General features: G+C 44.6%; 15 protein-coding genes. 14 read left to right on the plus strand and 1 reads right to left on the minus strand.

Going from position 1 to position 24,148, the window contains the following annotated elements:
* Positions 1 to 74: 74 nt before the first annotated feature.
* Positions 75 to 344 carry a hypothetical protein gene (locus tag F6K63_RS28980; protein ID WP_287313859.1) on the plus strand — a complete coding sequence of 90 codons (270 nt, stop codon included), beginning with the start codon at positions 75 to 77 and terminating at the stop codon, positions 342 to 344.
* On the opposite strand, the gene urtA is transcribed toward F6K63_RS28980, so the two are convergent.
* Complete coding sequence (gene urtA / locus F6K63_RS28985) at positions 316 to 4,578, minus strand: urea ABC transporter substrate-binding protein (protein WP_287313861.1); 4,263 nt, start codon at positions 4,576 to 4,578, stop codon at positions 316 to 318. The two genes, F6K63_RS28980 and urtA, sit on opposite strands and share 29 nt — an antisense overlap.
* A 1,812-nt stretch (positions 4,579 to 6,390) precedes the next feature.
* Here urtA and hemC point away from each other — a divergent pair.
* The 13 genes from hemC (at position 6,391) to F6K63_RS29050 (ending at position 23,951) form a co-directional block, all read left to right on the plus strand.
* A complete protein-coding gene (gene hemC, locus F6K63_RS28990) occupies positions 6,391 to 7,359 on the plus strand; it encodes a hydroxymethylbilane synthase (RefSeq protein WP_287249229.1) in 969 nt (322 codons plus the stop codon).
* Between the two features lie 323 nt (positions 7,360 to 7,682).
* A complete protein-coding gene (glgA, locus tag F6K63_RS28995) occupies positions 7,683 to 9,110 on the plus strand; it encodes a glycogen synthase GlgA (RefSeq protein WP_008180891.1) in 1,428 nt (475 codons plus the stop codon).
* A gap of 183 nt (positions 9,111 to 9,293) precedes the next feature.
* The gene (locus F6K63_RS29000; protein WP_287313863.1) at positions 9,294 to 13,388 is read left to right on the plus strand and encodes a CHAT domain-containing protein; all 4,095 of its coding nucleotides are present in this window, start codon (positions 9,294 to 9,296) and stop codon (positions 13,386 to 13,388) included.
* 166 nt (positions 13,389 to 13,554) lie between these two features.
* Positions 13,555 to 14,844 (plus strand): serine/threonine protein kinase, encoded by a 1,290-nt coding sequence (locus tag F6K63_RS29005; protein ID WP_287263747.1) that lies wholly within the window; start codon positions 13,555 to 13,557, stop codon positions 14,842 to 14,844.
* Positions 14,845 to 15,136: 292 nt separating this feature from the next.
* A complete protein-coding gene (locus F6K63_RS29010; RefSeq protein WP_287249223.1) occupies positions 15,137 to 15,493 on the plus strand; it encodes a DUF6825 family protein in 357 nt (118 codons plus the stop codon).
* Positions 15,494 to 15,662: 169 nt separating this feature from the next.
* Positions 15,663 to 17,366, plus strand: a complete 1,704-nt coding sequence (locus F6K63_RS29015; RefSeq protein WP_353813116.1) for an ABC1 kinase family protein — start codon at positions 15,663 to 15,665, stop codon at positions 17,364 to 17,366.
* A 294-nt stretch (positions 17,367 to 17,660) separates the two neighbouring features.
* Positions 17,661 to 18,404: a Stp1/IreP family PP2C-type Ser/Thr phosphatase gene (locus F6K63_RS29020; protein ID WP_287293875.1), complete on the plus strand. Its 744-nt coding sequence runs from the start codon at positions 17,661 to 17,663 to the stop codon at positions 18,402 to 18,404.
* Positions 18,405 to 18,470: 66 nt separating this feature from the next.
* Positions 18,471 to 19,424 carry a tRNA epoxyqueuosine(34) reductase QueG gene (gene queG, locus F6K63_RS29025; protein ID WP_287313865.1) on the plus strand — a complete coding sequence of 318 codons (954 nt, stop codon included), beginning with the start codon at positions 18,471 to 18,473 and terminating at the stop codon, positions 19,422 to 19,424.
* Positions 19,425 to 19,498: 74 nt separating this feature from the next.
* Entirely contained in the window at positions 19,499 to 20,170 is a 672-nt protein-coding gene (locus F6K63_RS29030) for an HAD-IA family hydrolase (RefSeq protein WP_287313866.1), read from the plus strand.
* Between the two features lie 252 nt (positions 20,171 to 20,422).
* Positions 20,423 to 20,812 (plus strand): pyridoxal phosphate-dependent aminotransferase family protein, encoded by a 390-nt coding sequence (locus F6K63_RS29035; protein ID WP_008180867.1) that lies wholly within the window; start codon positions 20,423 to 20,425, stop codon positions 20,810 to 20,812.
* Between the two features lie 15 nt (positions 20,813 to 20,827).
* Positions 20,828 to 22,237, plus strand: a complete 1,410-nt coding sequence (locus F6K63_RS29040; RefSeq protein ID WP_287293871.1) for a flavocytochrome c — start codon at positions 20,828 to 20,830, stop codon at positions 22,235 to 22,237.
* Positions 22,238 to 22,373: 136 nt separating this feature from the next.
* On the plus strand, positions 22,374 to 23,285 hold the full coding sequence (locus tag F6K63_RS29045; protein ID WP_008180863.1) for a phytanoyl-CoA dioxygenase family protein: 912 nt from the start codon (positions 22,374 to 22,376) through the stop codon (positions 23,283 to 23,285).
* Between the two features lie 51 nt (positions 23,286 to 23,336).
* Entirely contained in the window at positions 23,337 to 23,951 is a 615-nt protein-coding gene (locus F6K63_RS29050; RefSeq protein WP_008180862.1) for a class I SAM-dependent DNA methyltransferase, read from the plus strand.
* Positions 23,952 to 24,148 lie beyond the last annotated feature (197 nt).

A 24,148-nucleotide genomic window follows, 5' to 3' on the forward strand; every position in this document is an offset into this window, starting at 1 on the left:
CAGTCAAGCTTTGATCCCCCCAAAGATCGGCAGGCGGTCAACCTACCCTACGGGAACGCCAAAGGCGAACAACCTTGGCCTTTCGGCCACGCTACGCGAACAACCTTAAACCTTGGCCTTTCGGCCACGCTACGCGAACAACCTTCAACCTTGGCCTTTCGGCCACGCTACGCGAACAACCTTCAACCCTGGCCTTTCGGCCACGCTACGCGAACAACCTTCAACCCTGGCCTTTCGGCCACGCTACGCGAACAACCTTCAACCCTCAACCCACCCTACTTCGGACGCCAAGGGCGAACAACCTTCAACAATCACTTACTTTCTTCCAGTCAGCCAATAGGTGATCATCTCTCCTTTGCCCTTAACATTAATAATCCCTCGCTCTTCAAACAAATACTTGTCTCGTAAACGCTCGTAAGTGTTAGCAGTAACTTGAATTCTCCCAGGTTCCCCTTGAGAGTCCATCCGAGATGCCACATTAACCGCATCCCCCCACAAGTCATAAATGAACTTTTGGATACCGATCACCCCAGCTACTACAGGACCAGTGTTAATCCCGATGCGCAGGCGGAATGGTTCTCCATCATGCCGCTGGAAACGACTAATTTCCTGTTGCATATCCAATGCCATGTTTGCGATCGCTTCTGGATGGTCATCCCTAGGGTTTGGTAGACCACCAACCACCATGTAGGCATCTCCAATGGTCTTAATTTTCTCTAATCCATGGTGCTGCGCTAGTTGGTCAAAGCTTGAGAAAATTTGATTAAGTAGATTAACCAATTCTGTGGGAGAGATGCAAGCAGAAAGCTTGGTAAACTCCACAATATCAGCAAACAGAATTGTTACTTCGTCAAAGCGATTCGCAATAGCTTTTGGCTCTTGTTTTAATCGTTGGGCGATGGAGTGAGGTAAAATATTCAACAACAAGTGTTCCGACTTTTCTTGTTCAGCTCTCAGTGCTGCTTCTGCCTGTTTGCCCTTGGTAATGTCGGCTACAGTGCCTTCGTAGTATAGTAGTTTCCCTTGAGTATCACCCACAACACGAGCATTCTGAGACGTCCAGATGATTTGGCCATCTTGTCGATAAACCCGAGCTTCAAAATCAGAGATAGCACCATGCTCCTCAACCGCAGCAATAAACTCAGCATAGCTGTTGGGGTTGACATAGAGTTGCTGTTCAATATCGGTCACTTTAGCCACTATTTCTTCTGGGCAAGAGTAGCCATACATCCGAGCTAAAGCTGGATTGACACTGAGATACCGCCCATCTGGTGTAATCTGAAAAATCCCCTCAGCGGCATTTTCAAAGATGCTACGATACTTCTCTTCAGCTTCCTGAAGTGCATCTAGAACCCGTTTGCGCTCTGTAATATTACGAGCGACCCAAATCACACAATTGTTTGGCAGGGGTGAGACACTCGCAGCAAACCACACCTGGGAATTATCACCTCTAAAGTGTGAAGTATGAAAGGGTTTTTCAGTTTGCTCCACTAGCTTTTGGCCATTGAATTCCGAAAATTTTTCATAATCGGATGAATTGTGATAATATTTGTTAGTGTGATGCCCTATATTCTTGGAATCGAAGTCCGAAAGTTTGTGGCCATTCAAGTCTGAGTTAGAACTAATTTCATCCTTAATACTTCCTACTTGATAATTTCCTATAGGTAAGCTGTATTCTATATTCAGGGTTTGTTTAGTATCTAAGACTTGCCGGATATGGGTGACAAAAAGTTCAGCTTGCTTGGGGGGAAAAACCTCGTAGACACTCTTACCAAGTAGTTCGGTCGTTGGACTATATAAAACTTCAGAATTGGTGGAGACTACTTTCATGTATCGTCCTTGAGCATCAAAAACGGTAATCACATCGGTCATCGCCCCAAATAGCACCCGCAACTCAGCTTCGGATTTACGTAGTGCTGCTTCGATGTGTTTGCGCTCTACAATCTCAATCCGTAGTTGATGATTGGCGTCCCGTAGTGCTGCTGTCCGTTGCTCCACTCGGGTTTCTAACACTTCATTGGCTCTTTGCAAGGCTTCCTGAGCTTGCTTACGCTCAGAGATGTCTTCCACAGTACCTTCGTAATAGAGCAGATTGCGATGCTCATCTTTAATGGCACGGGCATTTTCGCAAATCCAAGTCAAACTGCCATCCTGGCGATAGACTTGGGACTCGAAATCCACTAAGGTACCATTTTCTTCCAACAACTGGATGAATTGGGAGCGACGGTTCGGATCAACATAAAGTTCCTGCTCAATATTCGTGACAGTATTAATTAATACTTCTGGGGACTCATAACCATAGATGCGAGCTAAGGCTGGGTTAGCACTGAGGTAACGTCCTGAGGGGGTGGTTTGGAAGATGCCTTCTACAGCATTTTCAAAAATATTGCGATATTTCGCTTCAGCTTGCCTCAGGGCTTCTTCAGCTTGCCGACGCTCGGTAATATCAATCCCAATAGTGAAAGCAGCTGAGCCTTGATGGTACTTCTGGGCAACAATCACATAATTGTGCTTTTTGTGATTAACAATAGCCGAAACCTCTCGGCAAGCATCTTGTTCTGGGCTGGCAAAAAACTCCTTGACAAAGTCATTAAACTCTGAGCTAGCCTGAAGAAAGCCAATGTCTTGACCCACAAACCCCTCTGAGGACAAGTTAAACGTTTTGGCTAAATGGCGATTCACACCCAAGTAGAGCAAATCCGAACTAATCCAAGAGACAATTCCCGGTACTGCCTCCAACACGGCCTGTAACTGATCTTTGGTCTTGCGCAGGTCATCAAGAGCCTGCTGACGTTCGGTAATATCAATCCCAACGGTGAAAGCGGCTGAGCCTTGATGGTACTTCTGGGCAACAATTACATAGTTTCGCTTTTCGTCATTAACAATAGCAAAAACCTCTCGGCAAGCATCTTGCTCTGGGCTAGCAAAAAACTCCTTGACAAAGTCATTAAACTCTGAGCTAGCCTGAAGAAACCCAATGTCTTGACCCACAAACCCCTCTGAGGACAAGTTAAAAGTTTTGGCTAAATGGCGATTCACACCCAAGTAGCGCAAATCCGAACTAATCCAAGAGACAATCCCTGGTACCGCTTCCAACACTGCCTGTAACTGATCTTTAGCTGCCCTGAGTTCTTCTTGAGCTTGCTCACGCTCTCGCACCTCCATCATAAGCTGAGCATTAGATGCTTTTAAGTCAGCTGTGCGTTGTTCAACCTTGAGCTCCAGCTCATCGAAGGCTTTCTGGAGTTCTGCTTCAATTCGTCGCCGCTCAACTATTTCATGTTTCAACTGTTCCGTTGCCATTTCTAATGCTTGTGCATTGGTCTCTAGATACCTAGCTTTTTCAATCCATTGAGCAACCTCAGCCAATAATTCAATCACCACATTTGTGCTGTAGGGTTCGATCAATGGTGTGGCCCTAGCCGACCCATTGTATTGGTGAGTTCGTGCATCTGAGGCACAGTTACAGGTTTCAACCCCTAACCAGGGTAGGGGTTTAATCGGACGTTCACTGGTAAACAGAATTTCAAATTGTCCAGTCGGCAAAATCCGTCCAATCCGGCATTCTTTGCCAATATGGTGATTGGGTTCGATTTGGATTAATCCTCCCGGAGCATCAAATTTCTGACCATAAGCTGCCACCCTTACCCGGTCTACCTCAAATGATTGAGCGGATTCCACGGCTTGTTTCCAGAGGTAAACCTGAGCATAGGCAGCTTCAATGGGGTCACTAGTCACTCGGTTAGCTCCGTAACGACGCTGAAAATTCTGGACAAACCGTTGATTATTAGGAGTGTCCAGACTCTGGAAATAGCTCCAGCTGGCATAATGTCCCGCCGCTGTATCCCCTATCCTTTGCAGTTCCGCCTCAGCCACACTCACTGCCATAATCGGAATCTGATCAGCTGTAATTCCAGAGGATTTGTACTGGCGATAGAAGGCTACATTACTGTCACCATTAAGGGTGTTGAAGACCACATCTGGTCGAACTTGTTTAATTTTGGTGATCACCTCACCCATATCTTGAGTGCCTAGAGGAATGTAATCTTCCCCAACCACTGTTCCCCCCAGTTGTTTCAGTTGCGCTTTAATAATCTTGTTGGCAGTCAGGGGGAAAATATAGTCGCTACCGATCAGATAAAATCGCTTACCGTAATTTTTCACCAGCCAGTTCACCGCTGGCTCAATTTGTTGATTTGGACAAGACCCGGTATAAAAAATATTTGGGGAACATTCCAGACCCTCATATTGTAGGGGGTACCATAGCAGAGAATTTAACACCTCAAATACGGGCAAAACTGCTTTACGAGAAGCAGACGTCCAGCAGCCAAAGACTGTGGCTACCTGATCCTCTTGAATCAGTTTTCTGGCCTTGCTCTCAAATTCCGCTGACTTCGATGCCCCATCCTCAACGATCGGTTTGATATATTGACCAAGAACTCCTCCGGTTTGGTTAATTTCTGCGATCGCCATCAGCTCAGCTTCCACCAGGGCGGCTTCGCTAATTGCCATAGTTCCCCTTAAGGAATGCAATATACCAACTCGCATACAGGGGTTATCAGTGTTGAAACTTGGCATTGCTTAAATTCCTGCAATATTTATTTGCAAATCTTTAACTTTTAAGCACCCATCAGCCTCTCACGGTCCTTTTCCTCAGCAACCGCAGGCGACGTGACCTACTATTAAATAATCAATGTTATATAAGCGCGAATCTAGCGAGCACCCTGATTAAGTCAGGATAAAACCGTTTTAGGGGAGGAATTTCCGTGGGGGTAAAGGAAATATTTTCGAGTCAACCCGTTAACTATTTACACAAACCACTATTACTTAGACTCGAATATGCCTTGGTTTCTGGGGCAGTTGTGGTCATAGAAGTAAAATTTAGATAATCAAGATAAAATTGGCAAAATTTAGGAAAAATTTCGAAAGTTTAGTGGTAATTTCCACCTTTCTTTCCCTCCCACCATTTACCTCTTCCCGATTAAGTCAATTACACTGCACCTCAACCAATTAGTACAACAATAGTATAAGTAACTTAAAATTTACTGTGAACTCAATATATTTCAACATAACGACTATACCTGAGGGGGTGACATGAGCCCTGAAAAGCTTACTAGATAAGCCTTTGATTCCAATTCTCTTAGAAAAGATAAACTCCCAAATTGACCCTCCTGTGATTTAATGGCAAGCTCAAACCCTTATAACTACATCCAAGGTCAGCCCAAAACAGCATGTATCTTTTTGTAACACATCGGCTGAAAATATTACCCAGTAAGGATTTCAGCTTGCATGTCACCCCCTCAGCGACTATACAATTGTTTACAAAGCCATGATGTCTGTTTGAATATAGCGGTTTTTAATCTAGTAAGGTACAAGTTTTTGGGTTTTAGGGAGCAGGGACTGAGGCCGTAGGCCACGCGGTGCTCGTTCGGAGCAGGGACTTCGGAAGAGGGAAGAGGTAAAAAAATATGTGTACCTCATGAGGATAAAAAGCGCTATACTATCACTGAAAAAAATTTTGGCGTCGCTGATAAAGGTTAACTCATCCCACCACTCAAGTAGTGAAATTTTGAGTCATTAGTATTGAGTTATAGTGGTTCTCATATTAATCAATGCAAAGGTATCTAAATTATAGAAGCCTTACTCAAAAGCGATGCAGTAGCCTCACGGGGAGGCAATGCGGTCTTGGGGGTTCCCCCGGAGACGAAACCTTAGAGAGGGTCGCCTTTAATGTCAGTAGGTTATGCAGAAAAGGGTTAAATATTTTTTAATAAGGCCACCCTCTCTTACGGTAACTTCAAGGCCTGCCGACGCGGGGCGCGTTCAAACCATGAGCAACTGCCGTGGTTTGCCCCACTCGCGCTTTGCATCAAAAGGTGCGACCCGTAGCGAATTAAATTCTTAATGCGGGAACGAAGTTACCGTAAGAAGAGGGTCGCCTTTATGGGTTACTGGCTATACGTAAAAGGGTTAAAACTTTTGTAATAAGGCGACCCTCTTCAAGGTTTCGTCTCCGGAAAGCGCACCTAACAAAGATTTAAAAATTTCTAAGCAAAAATACTAATCGTATGACTCTCATATCCAGTAGGCATTTCAAAATAAGATGCGAATACCGCTGTCATATTAATGAGGTAGACAGGATTTTTTACCTGATCCGAAGTTCCCTCTTCTGAGTTCCCTGCCACCCTTAATAAGGTAGGGTGGATTCGAGTTCCCTAAAATCTCAAACTTGTGTACCTCACCTATTTGATAAATGCTATATACTACGCCTTAGTTTTTGACAAATGACAAATGACAAATAGCTAATTACAGAAATGGAAACGGAAACGTCACCTTCTGCGGTAGTCTAGAACAAGTAAATTGATCTGCCTTGTAGAAATTGACAGCCCTATGACCTCTACCGTTACCAGTCCTGCCCGGACAATTCGCATCGGTTCTCGGAAAAGCCAACTTGCTCTGATTCAGACTTACTGGGTACAAGAGCAACTGAAAAAGCATTTTCCAGATCGAGAGTTTGAAGTCCAGACCATGAGTACCCACGGAGATAAAATCCTGGATGTGGCTTTATCTAAGATTGGGGATAAAGGGTTATTCACTAAGGAACTGGAATTGGGAATGCTTAGGGATGAGATCGATTTTGCAGTGCATTCCCTCAAAGACTTGCCAACCAGATTGCCAGAAGGGTTAGTGTTAGGGTGCGTCACAGAACGGGAGAACCCCGCCGATGCTTTAGTAATGCACCAAAAGCACCAAGATAAACAGATAGAAACGTTGCCAGAAGGCTCGATCATTGGAACCTCCTCCCTCAGACGGCTGGCTCAGCTGCGCTACCATTTTCCCCATCTGAGTTTTAAAGATGTCAGAGGTAACCTAAACACCAGACTGGCCAAACTGGATGCTGGTGACTACGATGCACTAATTTTAGCAGTAGCTGGGCTAAAACGACTGGACATGAGCGATCGCATTCACCAAATTTTACCACCAGAGATATCACTCCATGCTGTGGGACAAGGGGCTTTGGGAATTGAATGCCGTGAGGATGATCAAGAAGTCTTAGAACTGCTCAATGCGATCGCACATCCCCCCACTGCTCAACGCTGTTACGCGGAACGGTCATTATTAAGGGCGCTCGAAGGTGGCTGTCAAGTTCCCATCGGTGTAGACACTCAGTTGGAAGGCAATACCCTAACCCTAACAGCTATAGTGGCTAGTGTGGATGGGCAAAAACTTGTCAAAGATACCATTCAAGGGGAGCAGAGTCAGGCAGAAAATTTGGGACTCGAACTTGCCGAACAGCTCAAAAAACAAGGAGCACAAGAGATTTTGGCTGAAATTTTGGCTCAAATCGAGCGGGAATAGGAATATAGCTGAAAAGTCAATTCAATTCCTGTGCCAAGCGTTATAGATTTTATAATTTTCCTGATCCGCTTTCAGTGTAGGAAAAGGCTAAGGAAAAGGTTTTTTAAGCCATAGCCTTTTTCTTTTCCCGTAGAATTTTTGCTCAGGCTACAGTAAGCCTTGATAGCCGGAAAGCTGAAGGTTCTTCGATCAAGTCTGATAGGAGTTCAAGGTCAATTCCTGAAAAGTTCTGCTCCATGTTTCAGGCTTGATCAAATGCACTTCATCCTTCAAGCTTGCAGCTATTTCCTAGGCACTAACAACCAATAATTTACAACTAACAGATGAAGATTCTATTCGTTGCGGCGGAAGCAGCTCCCATCGCGAAAATTGGCGGTATGGGGGATGTAGTGGGATCATTACCCAAAACCTTGAGGCAATTGGGACAGGATGTCCGAATTTTCATGCCTTACTACGGCTTTTTGCCCGATAAAATGGAGATTCAAGAGGAACCAGTCTGGTCCGGTGATGCTATGTTTCAACACTTCAATGTGTTTGAAACCCTACTACCCAAGACTGATGTCCCCTTATATTTATTTGGTCATGCTGCCTTTGCTGGTCGCCAAATCTACTCTGGAGATGATGAAGACTGGCGATTCACTCTATTTGCCAATGGTGCAGCTGAGTTTGCTTGGAACTACTGGAAGCCTGATGTTATTCACTGTCATGATTGGCACACGGGCATGATTCCCGTTTGGATGAACCAATCATCAGATATCAGCACAGTTTTCACAATTCACAACCTGGCTTATCAAGGCCCCCAGCGCTGGCGCTTAGAAGAAATGACTTGGTGTCCCTGGTATATGCAAGGTCATAATACTATGGCGGCAGCTGTACAGTATGCTAACCGGGTAAATACTGTTTCTCCCACCTACGCTCAACAAATTCAAACTGCTGAATACGGTGAGTCCTTAGAAGGTTTGCTGTCATTTATCAGTGGTAAAACTGTTGGAATTGTCAATGGGATTGATACAGAAAGTTACAATCCCGAAACCGATAACTACATTCCTCACAACTTCACCGCTGATACTCTCGACATCCGCAGCAAAAACAAAGTAGCCCTCCAGAAAGAAGTCGGCTTAGCCATCAATCCCGATACCTGTCTGATCAGTATGGTTTCCCGCTTAGTGGAACAGAAAGGGATTGACCTGCTCGTGCAAGTTTTACAGGGTTTCCTAGCTTACACCGATTGTCAATTTTTAGTCCTAGGTACGGGAGAGCGCTACTATGAAACCCAACTGTGGGAAATCGCATCCCGCTATCCAGGACGAATGTCTGCTCAAATCCTCTATAACGATCCTCTAGCTCGACGGATCTATGCTGGTAGTGATGTATTCTTAATGCCTTCCCGCTTTGAACCCTGTGGGATTAGCCAAATGCTGGCCATGGGTTACGGCTGTATTCCCATTGTACGACGTACTGGCGGTTTGGTGGATACGGTTTCCCACCATGATCCTATCAACCAAACTGGAACGGGTTACTGCTTTGACCGCTACGAACCGTTAGATTTATATACTTGTATGGTTCGGGCTTGGGAAGGTTTCCGCTACAAGAAAGAATGGCGAAGTTTGCAGCAACGAGCTATGAGCCAAGACTTTAGTTGGGAGAAGTCAGCCAGGGAATATATCAATATGTACCAAGATATTGTAGGATTACCTGCAGAAGCACCTCAGCAGGTACCACAAGACAACCATTTAGCTGTTGTCAGCTAGACAGAATATCCCATAAGTTACACCTATTCTGTTACTGTGATCAGTGATCACTAAGGATGGCTATCCTACCATGGCTATTTTACCATGGCTATTTTAGTTTTAAATTAGTAAAATTACCATGGCCTTACCCTAGTGGATCGGTGCTACAGCTGTTTCCAACTAGGTGCATGAACACTACACTGCATGACTAATAGACAGAGAACGTTAGGGGTTGCTATGAAGATTATGGGGAAACCGGTAGTAAGACCCAAGCCCAGCAATTCTAAGTACCAAGGGCGGTGCAGTCCCCTAGAGGGCAAGATTTTCCCCCCTCAAGGCTCTAAGGGAAAAATCTCTCCTTCATTCCTCAACCGCTTATCTCTAGCTCAAGTCATGCCCTGGGGGGTAGCCATGTTGCTCTCCCCAAGTGGGCTACCAGCAATAGCACAAATCACTTCAGCAGAAGACAGTGCAGGGACAATTGTAACTCCTAATGGTCAAAGCTTCGAGATCACTGGTGGTAGCCTCTCTAATAGCAATCAACCGAATCTGTTCCACAGTTTTGAGGAATTTGGACTCGATTCCGGTCAGATTGCCAATTTTATCTCTAATAATCCCCAGGTTAGGAATATTTTGGGGCGAGTCGTAGGCGGTAATCCCTCAATTATTAATGGTCTAATTCAAATCATAAGCGGTAATGGGAGCCCTAACTTATACTTAATGAACCCAGCAGGGATTATTTTTGGGGCTGATGCTCGACTGAATGTCCCTGCTTCCTTTACAGCAACCACAGCAACTGGGATTGGCTTTGAGGACGGGAATTGGTTTGATGCCTTTGGTGACAATAAGAGGTACCAGGACTTAATTGGTGAGCCCACTAGCTTTGCCTTTGATTTAGCCCAACCTGGAAGTATCATTAACGCTGGTGACCTGGAAGTGCCAGACAATCAACGGATCGCCTTGATCGGGGGTAGTGTGATTAACACTGGGCAACTGAACGCACCGGGAGGCAATATTACTATCGCTGCTGTACCAGGGCAAAGTTTGGTTAAGATTTCTCAATCTGGAAATTTGTTGAATCTAGAGATTGACCCCCCTCGTACACTAGATGGGCAACCATTAATTACCGCACTAGATATACCAGAGCTACTCACAGGACCAGCCCAAGGCGTTGAGACCGGACTCAGTGCCAATTCCAATGGAACAGTACAGCTGACGGATTCTGGCACCATAGTTCCCACTGAGACAGGAACAACCATTGTGTCCGGTACCCTAGATGTTTCCAACCAAAAACTTAGGCGACGCAGTGTAACAGTATTAGGCGATCGCATTGCTCTAATTGATGCCACGATTAACTCTTCCGGTAGTAATGGTGGCCAGGTGTGGATTGGGAAGAACCCCCAAGACAATCCAGACAATGTGAAATTAAATGCCAATCGCACCTTTGTCAGCCGTGATTCCGTGATTAAGGTTGATGGACAAGCGGCAGATAGAGACGGAGGTCGAGTTACTGTCTGGTCAGAGGAAACTACAGCATTCTACGGGGATATTACTGCCCGTGGCGCTCAAGAGCAAACTTCACAGGCCGGAAGTGATAAAACACCAGATGGTGGGACAGTTGAGATATCTAGCCAACAGACTTTAATCTTTGATGGCAAAAAAGTTGATCTCACCGCCCCTGTTGGTCAAAACGGCACGATTACATTCGACCACAATAACATTACTATTGTACCTGGGACAGGGATTGCTGGTCAGCAGCTAGGGGATAATCCCCTTGGTTTTGATGTGATGGAAATTTTGTCCGGGGATGGGGGGACACCTGGCCTTAGCGCGAATGCCCTAGAACAAGTCTTGGGCAACATTGTTCTCAACGCTAGTAATGATATTACCATTGCCCCTAACGTCTCTCTGAACTTCTCTGATCAAGGGGTTAGTGGTGCTAATCCCCTATCCCTAAAGTTTACTGCTAATGCTGATGGCATTGACGGTGGGGATTTTTCAATGGATCCTACCCAATCGATCACTACTTTGGGTAGAGAGATCACCATTGATGGCGTTAATGTCACTGTAGGTGATATCAACACAGATGGTGGAGCGATTACAATCACAGCGTCTGAGACTCTGAGCACGGAAGAGCTTAACTCATCAGCAACAGTTGGCAAGGGAGGGGATGTTACCCTCGATGGCGGTAATATTCAGGTTAGCTGGATCAATGCCCAAGGTGGTAGCGATCGCAAAGGCGGGAATGTGGAAATTACCACAGAAGATATGTTTACAGCCACTGATACCTTTAATACCTTAATCGAGGGCAAAGAAACAGCAGTGAGCATTGCTACAGTTGGGGGAGATGGTGGAGGAAAAATCACCATCGGTCATGGGGGAAACGGGCAAACCCCCTTTGAGGTGGGAAATAGCAGTACTAATGGTACAGAGGGAGCTATTTCTACAGGTGATTCTACCATTCTTCCCCCAGGATCCTTTTTGACTTCGACGATCTCAGATTCAGGTGATATAGAAATTAAGACTGGGGAGCCATCTTCAAATTTGACTAGCCAAGGTCAAGCAATGGCTACCAATTTGATTCCAAATTCCAATAGGCCAACTCAAACCGACTCCAATGAAATAGAAGAGCAGTCTACTAAAAGAGAAGCTGATCTGAATTTAAACAAAATGAATTTCAATCCAATAGAAACAAATCCTATAGCAGAAATTCCTAATACTAATAGTATTCAATCCCTGGAACAATCGGACCCACAGCTAGTTACCAGGAAATTATATAACTCTAATCTAGAAGTAGAGATTCCTAATACTAATAGTAGTCAATCCCTGGCACAATCGGAACCACGGCTAGTTACCAGGAAATTATCTAACTCTACCCTAGAAGCAGAGATTCCTAATACTAATAGTAGTCAATCCCCGGCACAATCGGAACCACGGCTAGTTACCAGGAAATTATCTAACTCTACCCTAGAAGCAGAAGCTGATGTTAAACAACTTGAGGGAGGCTTCACCTATGCGTTTGAAAAACATCTAGGCATTAGCAAAACTCCCATAGTTACCCTGGAAGAAGCCCAAGCCCACCTAGGCAAAATTGAAACTATTACTGGACTCAAACCTGCCCTAATTTACCTGTTCTTTAAACCGGGATTTAAAGCGGAAACTACCAAGGGAAAGCCATTTAATTCCAAGGGATTGACGTCAACCAAACCGGAACGAGAGACAACGGAAAATCGGCAAAAGACTAGGTCACACTGGGAAGAAAATCTCGATACACAGCTCGAATTACTAGTCGTTACGGCTTCGGGAACAGTAATTAGAAAACAGGTGCAGGGAGCAACGCGATCGCAAGTTCTCTCTGTTGCTCGGGAATTCCAAAAGAGTATCACCAATTTCGAAAGCGCAAATGTCTACCTACCCTTGGCTCAGCAGTTGTATCGTTGGTTGATTAGTCCGGTAGAGCAGGAGCTAAAAGCCCAAAAAATAAATAATCTTGCCTTTATCATGGACGTTGGTTTGCGCTCCTTACCCATGGCAGCACTCCATGATGGCACTGGTTTTATTGTAGAACGATATAGCCTTGGTTTAATGCCAACTCTATCATTAACCAACATGAACTATGTAGACATTAGGAAATTTCAAGTCTTGGCCATGGGAGCATCCTACTTTAAGAACAAAAACCCATTACCAGCCGTTCCTGTAGAGTTATCGATGGTTACAGAAAAACTCTGGTCAGGAAAGGCATTACTTAACGAAGCGTTCACCGTAGCAAATTTGAGAAAAGCTCGTGCCTCACAACCCTTTGGGATCGTTCATTTGGCTACCCATAGTGAATTCCTAGCCGGTAAGCCCAGTAATTCCTACATCCAGCTGTGGGATACCAAGCTGCAACTTAACCAGCTCCATAAACTAGGCTTAAGTAAGCCTAAGGTAGAGTTGTTGGTCTTAAGTGCCTGTCGTACTGCCTTAGGAGACGAGCAAGCCGAATTAGGATTTGCCGGTCTAGCAGTGCTAGCGGGGGTCAAGTCCGCATTGGGAAGTCTCTGGTATGTCAGCGATGAGGGTACCCTGGGGCTAATGACAACGTTTTACGAAAAATTACAGGAAGTCCCAGTGAAAGCCGAGGCGATACGGAAAGCTCAGTTAAATCTGCTCAGGGGTACAGTCCGTCTGGAGAGAGGGCAGTTGGTAACGGATCAGGGCAGTTTTCCTTTACCACCAGCCTTAGCCAAGTTGCCAGATGTGGAGTTACGACATCCCTACTATTGGAGCGCTTTTACCCTAATTGGGAACCCTTGGTAATCTTTGCTCCTGATTAACGACTCCTAGCATAGAATAATGAAGCTGAATAATTTAGCTGATAGTTATCCTGGTTTTTCCTTGATCCAAGATTGCTCAAAAACCTAGGGCGTGTCAACCATTCTGCACCACTTAAGGTTAGCATAGGTGGGAGTTGAACTGAACTTTCATGGACTTAAAGGCAGGCACAGTCTTGCACAACGGCAAATATGTTCTTCATAGCCAGCTCGGCAAAGGTGTCTTTAGCATAACCTACCTAGCTATCAACGCTGAGTCTGGTCAAACCGTGGTGATCAAAACCCTCAGCGACAATCTGTGCCACCATCCCCATGGTGACCAGTTCAAGCGGCAATTTATTGCCCTTGGTAGGCTCTTGAGCGGCTGTCAGCATCAGCATTTAGTCAGGGTAATCGAATCCTTTGAAGCTGCCGGACGACCTTACCTAGTCATGGAATATATTCCGGGGCAGACGTTAGCTGAACTCATCCAAGCCAATTTGGTTCCAGAAGCTCAAGCTATTGCATACATTCGTCAAATTGGCGATGCCCTTAGCATATTACATCAAAAGGGTTTGCTGCATCTAGATGTTAGACCGGAAAATATAATTCTGCGTCAAGATACCGATAAACTAGTGCTATGTGAGTTTGGGATTACTAGTCAACTCACCCTAGGAGTCAGGCAAACCCACGCCAGTTTAATTGCTGCTGGGTATAGCGCCCCAGAACAGTACATTTCTAAAGGGCAACTTTCCCAGGCAACCGATGTCTACTCTTTAACCGCAACCTTTTACTGCTTGCTAACTGGAACCCCACCCTTACCCGCACCAGTCAGGGAAGTATTGCATGCCCAGGAAGGTTTCTATATTCTTTTCCTGCCGGACTTACCACCATGTCCACAAAACCTAACTCCAGTAGTTAAACAAGCAGTCTGGCGTGGCTTGCACATGGTCACCAATCAACGTCCTCAAACTGTAGAAGCTTGGTTATCGCTGCTGCCAACTCAGGAGAAAGTTCCTCAAAGCAGTTCTCAATTGAAAGTGCTGAGTCCTCAGCAAAAGTCATTAATTTCCCCAAAACTCAGCACTCAGCCCTCAAAACTGAAGACTCAGCCCTCAAAACTGAAGACTCAGCCCTCAAAACTGAGCACTCAGCCTTCAAAACTGAAGACTCAGACTTCAAAACTGAGCACTCAGCCTTCAAAACTGAGCACTCAGACCTTAGCTGTTCTCAAAACTGTCCACGCCAAGCTCAAAACTCAAACCTCAAAACTCAAAACTACCAAAGCTGGATTCCCACTGAAAGCCCTACTGATGACCGGTGCTCTTGCCGCCTCAGCCGGATTAGGATTTGGTTTCGCACTGCGAATGAACTCTCAAAAAGAACCTGGTTCTACCATCTTCCACACCGATCAATCCTTCCCTCCTCGCAGCAATTGGCCTTTGTCAGAACCCCAACTCTGAAACACCTTCAACCTCATCAAGGTGGTTTATTCATATTCATACTTGTACAGGACTTACAGCACACTGGCCACCAAACGCGCTTAATAAGTAGTAGGGCGACTAAGGAAAAGTTACTTCCTAAGTCCTGTTAGATTTAAATACATAAAGTGATATAATAATAAATTTTTAAATTAAAAGGACATGGCAGATTGGACAAACTGAGGATATACGAGGCAAGTAACTAGATTTGAATTCAGTCATAATCCTGGGCAAGTACGTTATAATTTGTTACGTAAGCTAAAGAAACTTATCAATGAGTAACTCTGTAATTCATGCCTTTTTTCTGGGTAGGGCTGCAGCTCAAGCCATTAATCGGCAGCTCGAGGATGCTCTGACCAATGCCCTGAGTGAGTTAGGCAAGTTTGATGCTGAGCAGCGTGATCGACTGCGGCAGTTTACCGATCAGGTAATAGAAAGTGCCAATCGGGAAGCCGGAGCAGCAGCTGATTCTACTATTAGTAACACAGGTAGTAACACAGGTAGTAACACAGGTAGTAACACAGGGAAAACAGGATCCAAGCCAGCTGATCTGCAAGCGATGATTGATGAGCTGCGAGCAGAAATTGCCAGCTTGCGTACTGAATTAAAAAACTATCGCAAGCAATCTTGATAAGATTAATCGTTACTGCCCTAAATTATTTACAAAAGGGAGTAGTTTCGAGGCTTTTTAATCTTTTTTTAATAACCTGCTATTTTTTTGATAAAAACCTTACAGAGAAATCCGAGTGTCTGCTCTTTCTCAAAACTCTATTAACCTTACACTAGATCAGGAACGCAATGTGTCTAGCCAAAGTTCTATAGGTAAGCCATACAGCGAAAAAGCTTATCGGTGGAATCAAGAAAATTACTCCCGTCAAAGGCGTTTTATTGATATTTGGCGTTTTGTTTTGACCCTCATGACTGGGTTGTGGCTTGATGGGAAACCTTGGAGTTATCGGGGAGGATATACGGAGCAAAAGCAGGCATATAGACGCAAAACACAAGCTATCTGGATTCGAGATACATTCTTAGATCTCGGACCAACGTTTATCAAAGTTGGACAGTTATTCTCCACTCGTGCCGATTTATTCCCCAGTGAGTACGTAGAAGAACTTAGCAAACTACAAGACCGGGTTCCTGCCTTTAGTTACGAGCAAGTTGAGCAGATCATCCAGGAAGATTTAGGCAAGCCCATCAAGGAACTGTTCAGTGGTTTTGACCCAATTCCTCTGGCGGCGGCTAGCTTAGGGCAAGTTCACAAAGCTCAACTTCGCAGTGGTGAAGAGGTAGCGATTAAGGTCCAAAGACCAGGCTTAAAAAAACTGTTTACCATTGATTTACAAATTCTCAAGGGGATCGCCTATTACTTTCAAAACCATCCAGACTGGGGGCGTGGTCGGGACTGGAGCGGGATTTATGAAGAGTGCTGTCGCATTCTTTGGCAAGAAATTGATTATCTCAATGAAGGTCGAAATGCAGATACATTTCGGCGCAACTTCCGCAGCTATGACTGGGTGAAGGTACCCCGTGTCTACTGGCGCTATACCTCATCACGAGTTTTGACCCTAGAATTTTTACCAGGGATTAAGATTAGTAGTTACGAAGCTCTAGAAGCAGCTGGTCTAGACCGCAAATTAATCGCTCGTCTGGGAGCAGAAGCTTACCTACAGCAGTTGCTAAATGATGGCTTCTTCCATGCTGACCCCCATCCGGGAAATATTGCGGTTAGTCATCAAGGTTCCCTGATATTTTACGACTTTGGCATGATGGGGCAGATTAAGGCCAATGTGCGCGAGCAACTGATGGAAACCCTGTTTGGCATTGCCCAAAAAGACGGCGACCGAGTGGTGACTTCCCTAATTGAATTGGGTGCGCTCTCACCAGTGAGTGATATGGGACCGGTAAGGCGCTCAGTTCAGTACATGCTGGATAATTTCATGGATAAGCCCTTTGAGGAGCAATCGGTCAGTAACATCAGCGATGACCTCTACGAAATTGCCTATGGCCAGCCTTTTCGATTCCCAGCAACGTTCACATTTGTCATGCGAGCCTTTTCTACACTGGAAGGAGTGGGTAAAGGCTTAGACCCCGAATTTAATTTTATGGAAGTTGCAAAACCTTTCGCACTAGAGATTATGACCAACGGCAACACTCCCGACAACAATAGCTTTATTAATGAACTGGGACGCCAAGCCGCACAGATGAGTAGTACAGCATTAGGTTTGCCCCAGCGCATTGAAAGTACTCTTGATAAATTAGAAAGAGGAGACCTGCGCATTCGAGTGCGCTCTATTGAATCAGACCGGGTTTTACGACGGCTGAGTGGTATTCAGTTGGGAACCAACTATACTTTATTAATCAGTGCGTTCACCCTTTCGGCTACTATTTTATTTGTCAATGGTAATGTTGTACTAGCCTTGGTAGTCGTTTTGGTGGCAGCTATGTTAGGATTTGCCTTAATTAGGTTGCTCCGACGGCTTGACCGGTTTGATCGGATGTTCTAGTTGTTGTAAAGTCGTATTAACTGCTTATCCCACGATCTATCCACTGTACTAGCAAGTACTAGGAGGCTAAATCGTTGGATATTTCGGCATTTATCCGGACATCTTTGGACATTTCCTTAATTAAACTGAATTAGGTCGATAATAATTATGCTTCTATCCATCAAAACCAAACTGAAGCTCACGGACGAGCAGAAAAGACATCTCCAAAAATTAACCTCAAACCCTTGCACTGCCTGGGTCAAAACCGAGTTTCTGGAGATGTCTAAAGCATCAAGCCAGTAAACAACCGATGTGATGAAAAGTTGCTTCGCCGGTATTACAGATCCGGGCTTACTACGTACAGTTAACCAAGATGACTACTACATAGACCCGGACGGTCGCTTCTTTATTGTTGCCGACGGCATGGGTGGTCATGCCGGTGGACAAGAGGCAAGTAAAATCGCCACTGAGGCGATTAAGACTTATTTGAATAAGGATTGGAACTCTCAAACCCCTTCTGATGAGTTACTAGAACAAGCGATCTATCAAGCCAATCAGGCTATCCTCAACGATCAGCAAACTCATCCAGAACGGTCAGATATGGGAACCACTGCCGTAGTGGTGATGTTCCGTCAAGACCAGTGTTGGTTTTCTCATGTAGGAGATTCTCGCCTCTATCGGTTCCGAAATTCTAAGTTAGAGAAGATTACAGAAGACCACACCTGGGTAGCCAGAGCCGTTAAGTTGGGAGAACTGACAGCTAAACAGGCTCGGATGCATCCCTGGCGTCATGTTCTGTCTCAATGTCTAGGCAGAAAGGATTTACCTAAAGTCGATGTCTATCCGATAGAGGTTAAATTATGCGATCGCCTTTTGCTTTGTAGCGATGGACTTACCGAAGAACTTTCCGATGAATTGATTGCTTCCTCTCTCCAAGAGAGTTCAAGTATTGATCAGGCTCTGGTTATCCTGGTTGAAGCGGCTAAAGACCAAGGCGGTAGGGATAACATTACTGTGGTTATAGTAGAGATTGGGGAAAGGATGAAAACTGTTGGATGAAGGATCTTGGGTGAAGGTGCCTTATTAACACACCCTAGAGGTAGAGTTACTTGGTAAATACAGCTGTTGGATATACCAGTTACTAGCACTGAGGTAAAACAGAAAGCTCGCTCGCTGGGCTTTCATAAGGTGGGAATTGCAGCTGTGGATATTGATCATCATGACTCAGCAGAGCAAAACTTGAATGCTTGGCTAGGGTTAGGGTATCAAGCAGACATGGCTTGGATGGCAAATCCTCGACGCTTGGATATTCGTGCCTGTATGCCAGAGGTGGAGTCAGTAATTTCTGTTGCTCTCAACTACTACACCCCTCACCAGCGTCCGGAAAGCCCTGAGTATGGGAAAATCTCCCGTTACGGTTGGGGGCGAGATTACCATAAGGTCATGCATAAAAAATTGAAACAATTGACCTTTTGGTTACAAGCACAAGCAGAAGAAATCCAGGTGCGTTACTATGCTGATACAGGGCCAGTACAAGATAAAGTCTGGGCGCAGCGCTCCGGTATTGGTTGGATTGCTAAAAATGGTAATGTAATTACGCGGGAGTATGGCAGTTGGGTATTTTTAGGGGAAGTGTTGACTAACCTAGCCTTGACCCCAGATACCCCTCACACTTCACACTGTGGTAGCTGTACCCGCTGTATTCAAGCCTGTCCAACGGGTGCTATTACCAAACCGTTTGTCGTTGATGCCAACCGCTGCATCGCCTATCATACCATTGAGAATCGGGCTGCAAACTTGCCGGAATCGATTAAACCCCATTTAGAAGGCTGGGTTGCTGGTTGTGACATCTGTCAAGATGTTTGCCCCTGGAACCAACGTTTTGCTAAAGAAACTGATGTGGTAGAGTTTCAGCCCTACCCTTGGAATGTGGCTCCTCGACTCACGGAATTAGCTACTATATCTGATCAGGAGTGGAATCGACGGTTTCCAGCTTCGGCGCTGCGGCGTATTAAGCCAAATATGCTAAGGCGCAATGCCCAAGCTAATATTGATGCATCTCAAAAATCCGTTGACTAGTCTGACTAGTCATTGATGACTTGGGTGGCGAATTGCGAATTGCGAATTGCTAATTGTTAATTGTTAATTGCTCAATGAGTGTAAAAGTAATTCTTTTTGATTTTGATGGGACTCTGGCTGATACCCTTACTGCCATTGTCAAGATTACCAATAACTTAGCGGAAGAATTTGGATATCAGCCCACATCAGCTGAAAAATTGGAGCAAGTTAGACATTTAAGCTCTAGGGAAATTATTAAGCAATCGGGTATTTCGAGGTTTAAAATACCGTTTTTGTTAAAAAAGGTGCAAAAACTATTACGCCAAGATATTCAAAGTTTAACTCCTATTCCTGGAATAATTGACGTTTTAAATGATTTAAAATCTGAAGGTTACCAATTAGGGATATTGACATCTAACTCGGCAGAAAACGTTAACCTTTTTCTGACCCATAATTCTTGGGTAAAGCTTTTTGATTTTGTTGACTCAGGGAGTCCCATATTGGGGAAAGAAAAAGTTATTCGTAAATTCCTCAAAAAACATAATTTAAATCCTGCTGATGTGATCTATGTCGGAGATGAAACTAGGGATATTGAGGCAGCTAATAAAAATACTATTAAAGTAGTTGCTGTGAGTTGGGGATTTAATTATAAAGAAGCCCTAGCTCAATATCAACCCGATTTTTTGATCGACGAACCCCAGGAGTTATCTGAAGTAGTATCTAATTTAGATAACTCAAAAGTTAAATCAAAAGTATTTTGTTATTAGTAATTATTTACTGGTTACTTATTACTTGTTAATTTACCAATGATAATTTGATATCAGCCAATTTTAAATCACATCTTGCACTACTAACCATAGTCAGCCAGGGATGAAAATCCCACCGCGAGTAAATCAAGTCCTGTCAAGACTGAAGTTACCCCATACAGGTGTACTATCAATCCCTAAAAGCTTACTGTGCTTGCATTTTGACCCAGCCAACTGATTGCGGAGAACCTGATACAACACTGGGATGAATTGGTGAGCAAACACCGATATCTGTTGCGCTACAATTGGTTGCTGTTTGAGCGCACAGCCAAACGCCTTGGATTAAAACTGCGAACTCACCCTCAAGCTGGCTTTTTTGCGCTAGTAGATGTGGCAGAGGCAGAACAAGATGCCATGGAATTATCGCTGCATCTGGCTCAGAATTATGCTCTGAGTTCCACTCCTGGCATTGATTTTCATGAGCACGATCATGCCTTTTTACGATTAAATTTTGCCTGCCCTGCCCATCAAATTGAAACCGGTTTAACCCGGCTAGCAGGCTATGTGCTGGAATCAGAACTATCCCTACAGCAGCCAGGCAGAAAGAGTGCGGCAGTCAATGCAAGTCATGGAGCAAAACCTTGGGCAAAAGTCATATATTGAGAGCAAGTGAATGATATGGCTGATACTAGTAACGCGATCGCTGATGTTGTAGTGGTAGGGAGTGGCTTTGCTGGTCTGAGTGCGGCGATCTCCGCGTCCCAAGCTGGCGCATCAGTCATTGTCTTGGAGAAGGAAAACAGCCTCGGCGGTAACTCAGTTGTTAGTGGAGGAACTGTGACCGTTGTGGGTTCTCCGATTCAAGCCAGAGAAGGCATCCAAGACTCTTTCAGCCTGTTGAAATCAGATATGTGCCAGGCAGGACAACAGAGAAACAATCCGCGCTTGGTTCAACAGGTGATCGAGCAATCCTACCCCACTTTTGAGTGGCTCACGAATGAACTTGGTGTGAAATTCAAGGATCGAGTGGATCAGTATGGTGGCCACTCTGTACCTCGCAACCACACACCAGAAGACGTGTCAGGTGCCGCCATGATCACTGCACTGTTGACTAAAGCCAAGCAACTCGGGGTCGAAATTAGAACCCAAACTCGCCTGAGCAAATTACTGGTAAACTCCCAGAGAGATACCCATCCGATCCTCACAGGAGTAGAAGTGCAAACAACCAAGCCATCAGCTCCGATCCAGCAGATTAACGTTAACCAGGGAGTCGTTTTAGCAACAGGGGGCTTCTCCGGAGATACCGGTTTTCGGCAGCAATACGCTCCCCATCTCCCCCCCAATCTGGATCACACCAATGTCCCCAATACCAGCGCAGAAGCCTTGGTAGAAGCCATCAGAATTGGTGCCCAGTGCCTCGATTTGGATCAGATTCAGCTTGCTCCCTGGGTCTCTCCAGATGAAACAGGCTATGGCATTGCTCCACTCTTTGCTAGCTATACGGTGCTAGCCTATGGATTAGCGGTTGATCCGGCTACTGGAAAACGCTTTATTAATGAACTCGCTGATCGCAAAAGGTGGACAGATAAGTGGTTAGAAATTGGTCATCCTTGTATTGGTATTGCGGATACTGCGGGAATGCAAAATTCTGGCATTGAGATCGAACCTGATTTAGATCGAGGCGTGGTGAAAAAATTTGAGACCCTATCGTCTTTAGCAAGCACGTATCAGATTCCCTTAGAGAAACTCAACCAAACCATCAGTCGATATAACTCCTTTGTGGAACAGCATCAAGACCCAGAGTTTGGTAAATTTATACGGGATTATGCCAAGCCCTTGAGTTCCCCCTTTTATGGCGTTCGATTATGGCCTAAAGTGCATTACACTATGGGAGGCCTTAAAATTGATGTTCGCGGGCGGGTTCTGGGGAAAGGCGATCGCCCGATTATCGGGCTGTATGCCGCAGGAGAAGTCACAGGCGGTATTCACGGAGCCTGCCGTCTAGGGGGGTGTGCCATCACGGAATGTCTGGTTTTTGGGCGAATCGCGGGTAGAGAAGCTGCAAGCCACACTCAAGTCCCTTCCTAGAAGCCTCAGTGACCAATCAGATCCATTTTTCAATCGTAATAATAATTAACTTTACCTAATGGTAAAAATGATTGACTTTTCCTCTCAATCTTTGTAAGATATTGATGGTTTTTTTTGAATTTAAACAGAACCAAAAATGATTTCTTCATCCTTCAAATTAACAGAGCAAGATATTGCCAATTTTAAAAAAAAAGGATTTGTCAAGCTGAAAGGTTTTCTTGCACCAGAGGCAATAAAATGTCTTGATGGAATCTTATCACAGGAGCTTGAAGATGCAAAAATAGCCTATGAAGATGCATTTTCAAAGTATAAATTTGATATGGAAAACAATGAAGATATCGAAATAATTCAGCATCCTCTATTTCAATCAACATTCGCGAAGCTTTGCGAATGCTCGTTATTCTCTACTCAACACATGGCCTATGAAATAGAGAAAAACACCAATTCAGGATTCGAGTGGCACGCCGATATGTTGAGTTTTGCCTGCCAGCAATTAGAAGATTTTGGCTGTACCCTTTGGATTCCCTTAACCAAGATAGATACAAATGCACAAGCAGGAGGGATGAGCTATGTCTCAAAGGAAAAATTTTCTGGAAGATTTCTTTATGACTATGCATTAATCCTTTCTTCTTATGTACAAGGCTTGCAAGCACAAGATGCAGCTCCATCGAAAGAGGAAATGGGGCGTTTAGAATCTTTGATGGTTAACTCACCTGAGGTTGATACAATTCTCAGAACTCAGGCTGAAACGGATGACTTTGAATTAGGCGATGCACTTTTGTTTGACAAGGAGGTGATGCATCGGACTTGTCTATTGACCGAGGGTCCCATTAATAGGAGAAGAGCCTTTGTGATGAGATTTATCGCAGCAGATTCAACCTATGATTTAGATAGGGTTCAAAAACTTAAACCCTTTATCGACATTTTGGGCTACGGCTTTTTCACTACTTTTGCCCTAGATGTCTGTAAGGAAGAGGGTGAATTGATTATGGAGAGTCCATTGTTTAATACGACAAAAGCTCAAAGACTGATCCCAGTTAAGCAATAGGGATGTTTGATACCAATTTTGATTGTTCTCTAGATAAGCAGGTCTACCGTTATGCAGACTCACCAAGAACGCTATGATCAATGGGCACCGGACTACAACCGAGATGTTGCAGCCAGAAACTACGATGGGCCAGAATACATCGTTCGTTATCTGATGGAAATAGTCAACAGTGGCAAAGTGTTGATCAATCCAACAAATCCTGATTTTAAGGTCATTGATGTGGGATGCGGCTCAGGGTTGGTTGGCAAAGGCTTACAGGAGCAGGGTTTTCGGCATATTGATGGGACAGATTTATCCCAGGGCATGATTGTAGAAGCCCATAAAACTGGAGCCTACCAAACCTTAATTGGATGGGTTGATTTAAACCATCCACTGCCATTTTTTCTGCATGGACAGTATGACCTAACCCTCTGCTGTGGTGTGTTTGCCCTGGACTTTGTTGAACCTCAATCTCTGAAATGGTTAGCACAGGTCACAAAGCCAGGAGGAACTATTATCATGAGTACCAAAACAACGTATTACAACACCTACGACTTTGAGGGTTACTACAAACAGTTGCAATCTGAGGATAAGATTAAACTCGTTGATTGCCGTATGGATCAGCCTTATTTGGGAACTGAAGCCGACGGCCATTACTGGATCTTTTCGGTAAACGGCGCGTCATGAGGTGACTGTGGAGGACTAAATGCTTGTCATATCAAGCTTGGAGTCTATATATAGCCAATCCAATAGGTTGTAAGCTGTTGCGCATTTAAACTGTGATAACAGCATTGCCTTTGTTTTTTATTTTTCGTACCCATTTTATAATTAACCCTCCTTCATTTAAAAGATGATTTAACAAACATTCTAATTCTTCAATTGAT

The organism is Moorena sp. SIO1G6, assembly GCF_010672795.1.
Lineage (GTDB): Bacteria > Cyanobacteriota > Cyanobacteriia > Cyanobacteriales > Coleofasciculaceae > Moorena > Moorena producens.

Coding starts and splice junctions, on each gene's coding strand:
- urtA (WP_287313861.1), bottom strand. CDS start 4,578: ATGCCAAGTTTCAACACTGATAACCCCTGTATGCGAGTTGGTATATTG.
- hemC (WP_287249229.1), top strand. CDS start 6,391: ATGACCTCTACCGTTACCAGTCCTGCCCGGACAATTCGCATCGGTTCT.
- glgA (WP_008180891.1), top strand. CDS start 7,683: ATGAAGATTCTATTCGTTGCGGCGGAAGCAGCTCCCATCGCGAAAATT.
- F6K63_RS29000 (WP_287313863.1), top strand. CDS start 9,294: ATGACTAATAGACAGAGAACGTTAGGGGTTGCTATGAAGATTATGGGG.
- F6K63_RS29005 (WP_287263747.1), top strand. CDS start 13,555: ATGGACTTAAAGGCAGGCACAGTCTTGCACAACGGCAAATATGTTCTT.
- F6K63_RS29010 (WP_287249223.1), top strand. CDS start 15,137: ATGAGTAACTCTGTAATTCATGCCTTTTTTCTGGGTAGGGCTGCAGCT.
- F6K63_RS29020 (WP_287293875.1), top strand. CDS start 17,661: ATGAAAAGTTGCTTCGCCGGTATTACAGATCCGGGCTTACTACGTACA.
- F6K63_RS29030 (WP_287313866.1), top strand. CDS start 19,499: ATGAGTGTAAAAGTAATTCTTTTTGATTTTGATGGGACTCTGGCTGAT.
- F6K63_RS29040 (WP_287293871.1), top strand. CDS start 20,828: ATGGCTGATACTAGTAACGCGATCGCTGATGTTGTAGTGGTAGGGAGT.
- F6K63_RS29045 (WP_008180863.1), top strand. CDS start 22,374: ATGATTTCTTCATCCTTCAAATTAACAGAGCAAGATATTGCCAATTTT.
- F6K63_RS29050 (WP_008180862.1), top strand. CDS start 23,337: ATGCAGACTCACCAAGAACGCTATGATCAATGGGCACCGGACTACAAC.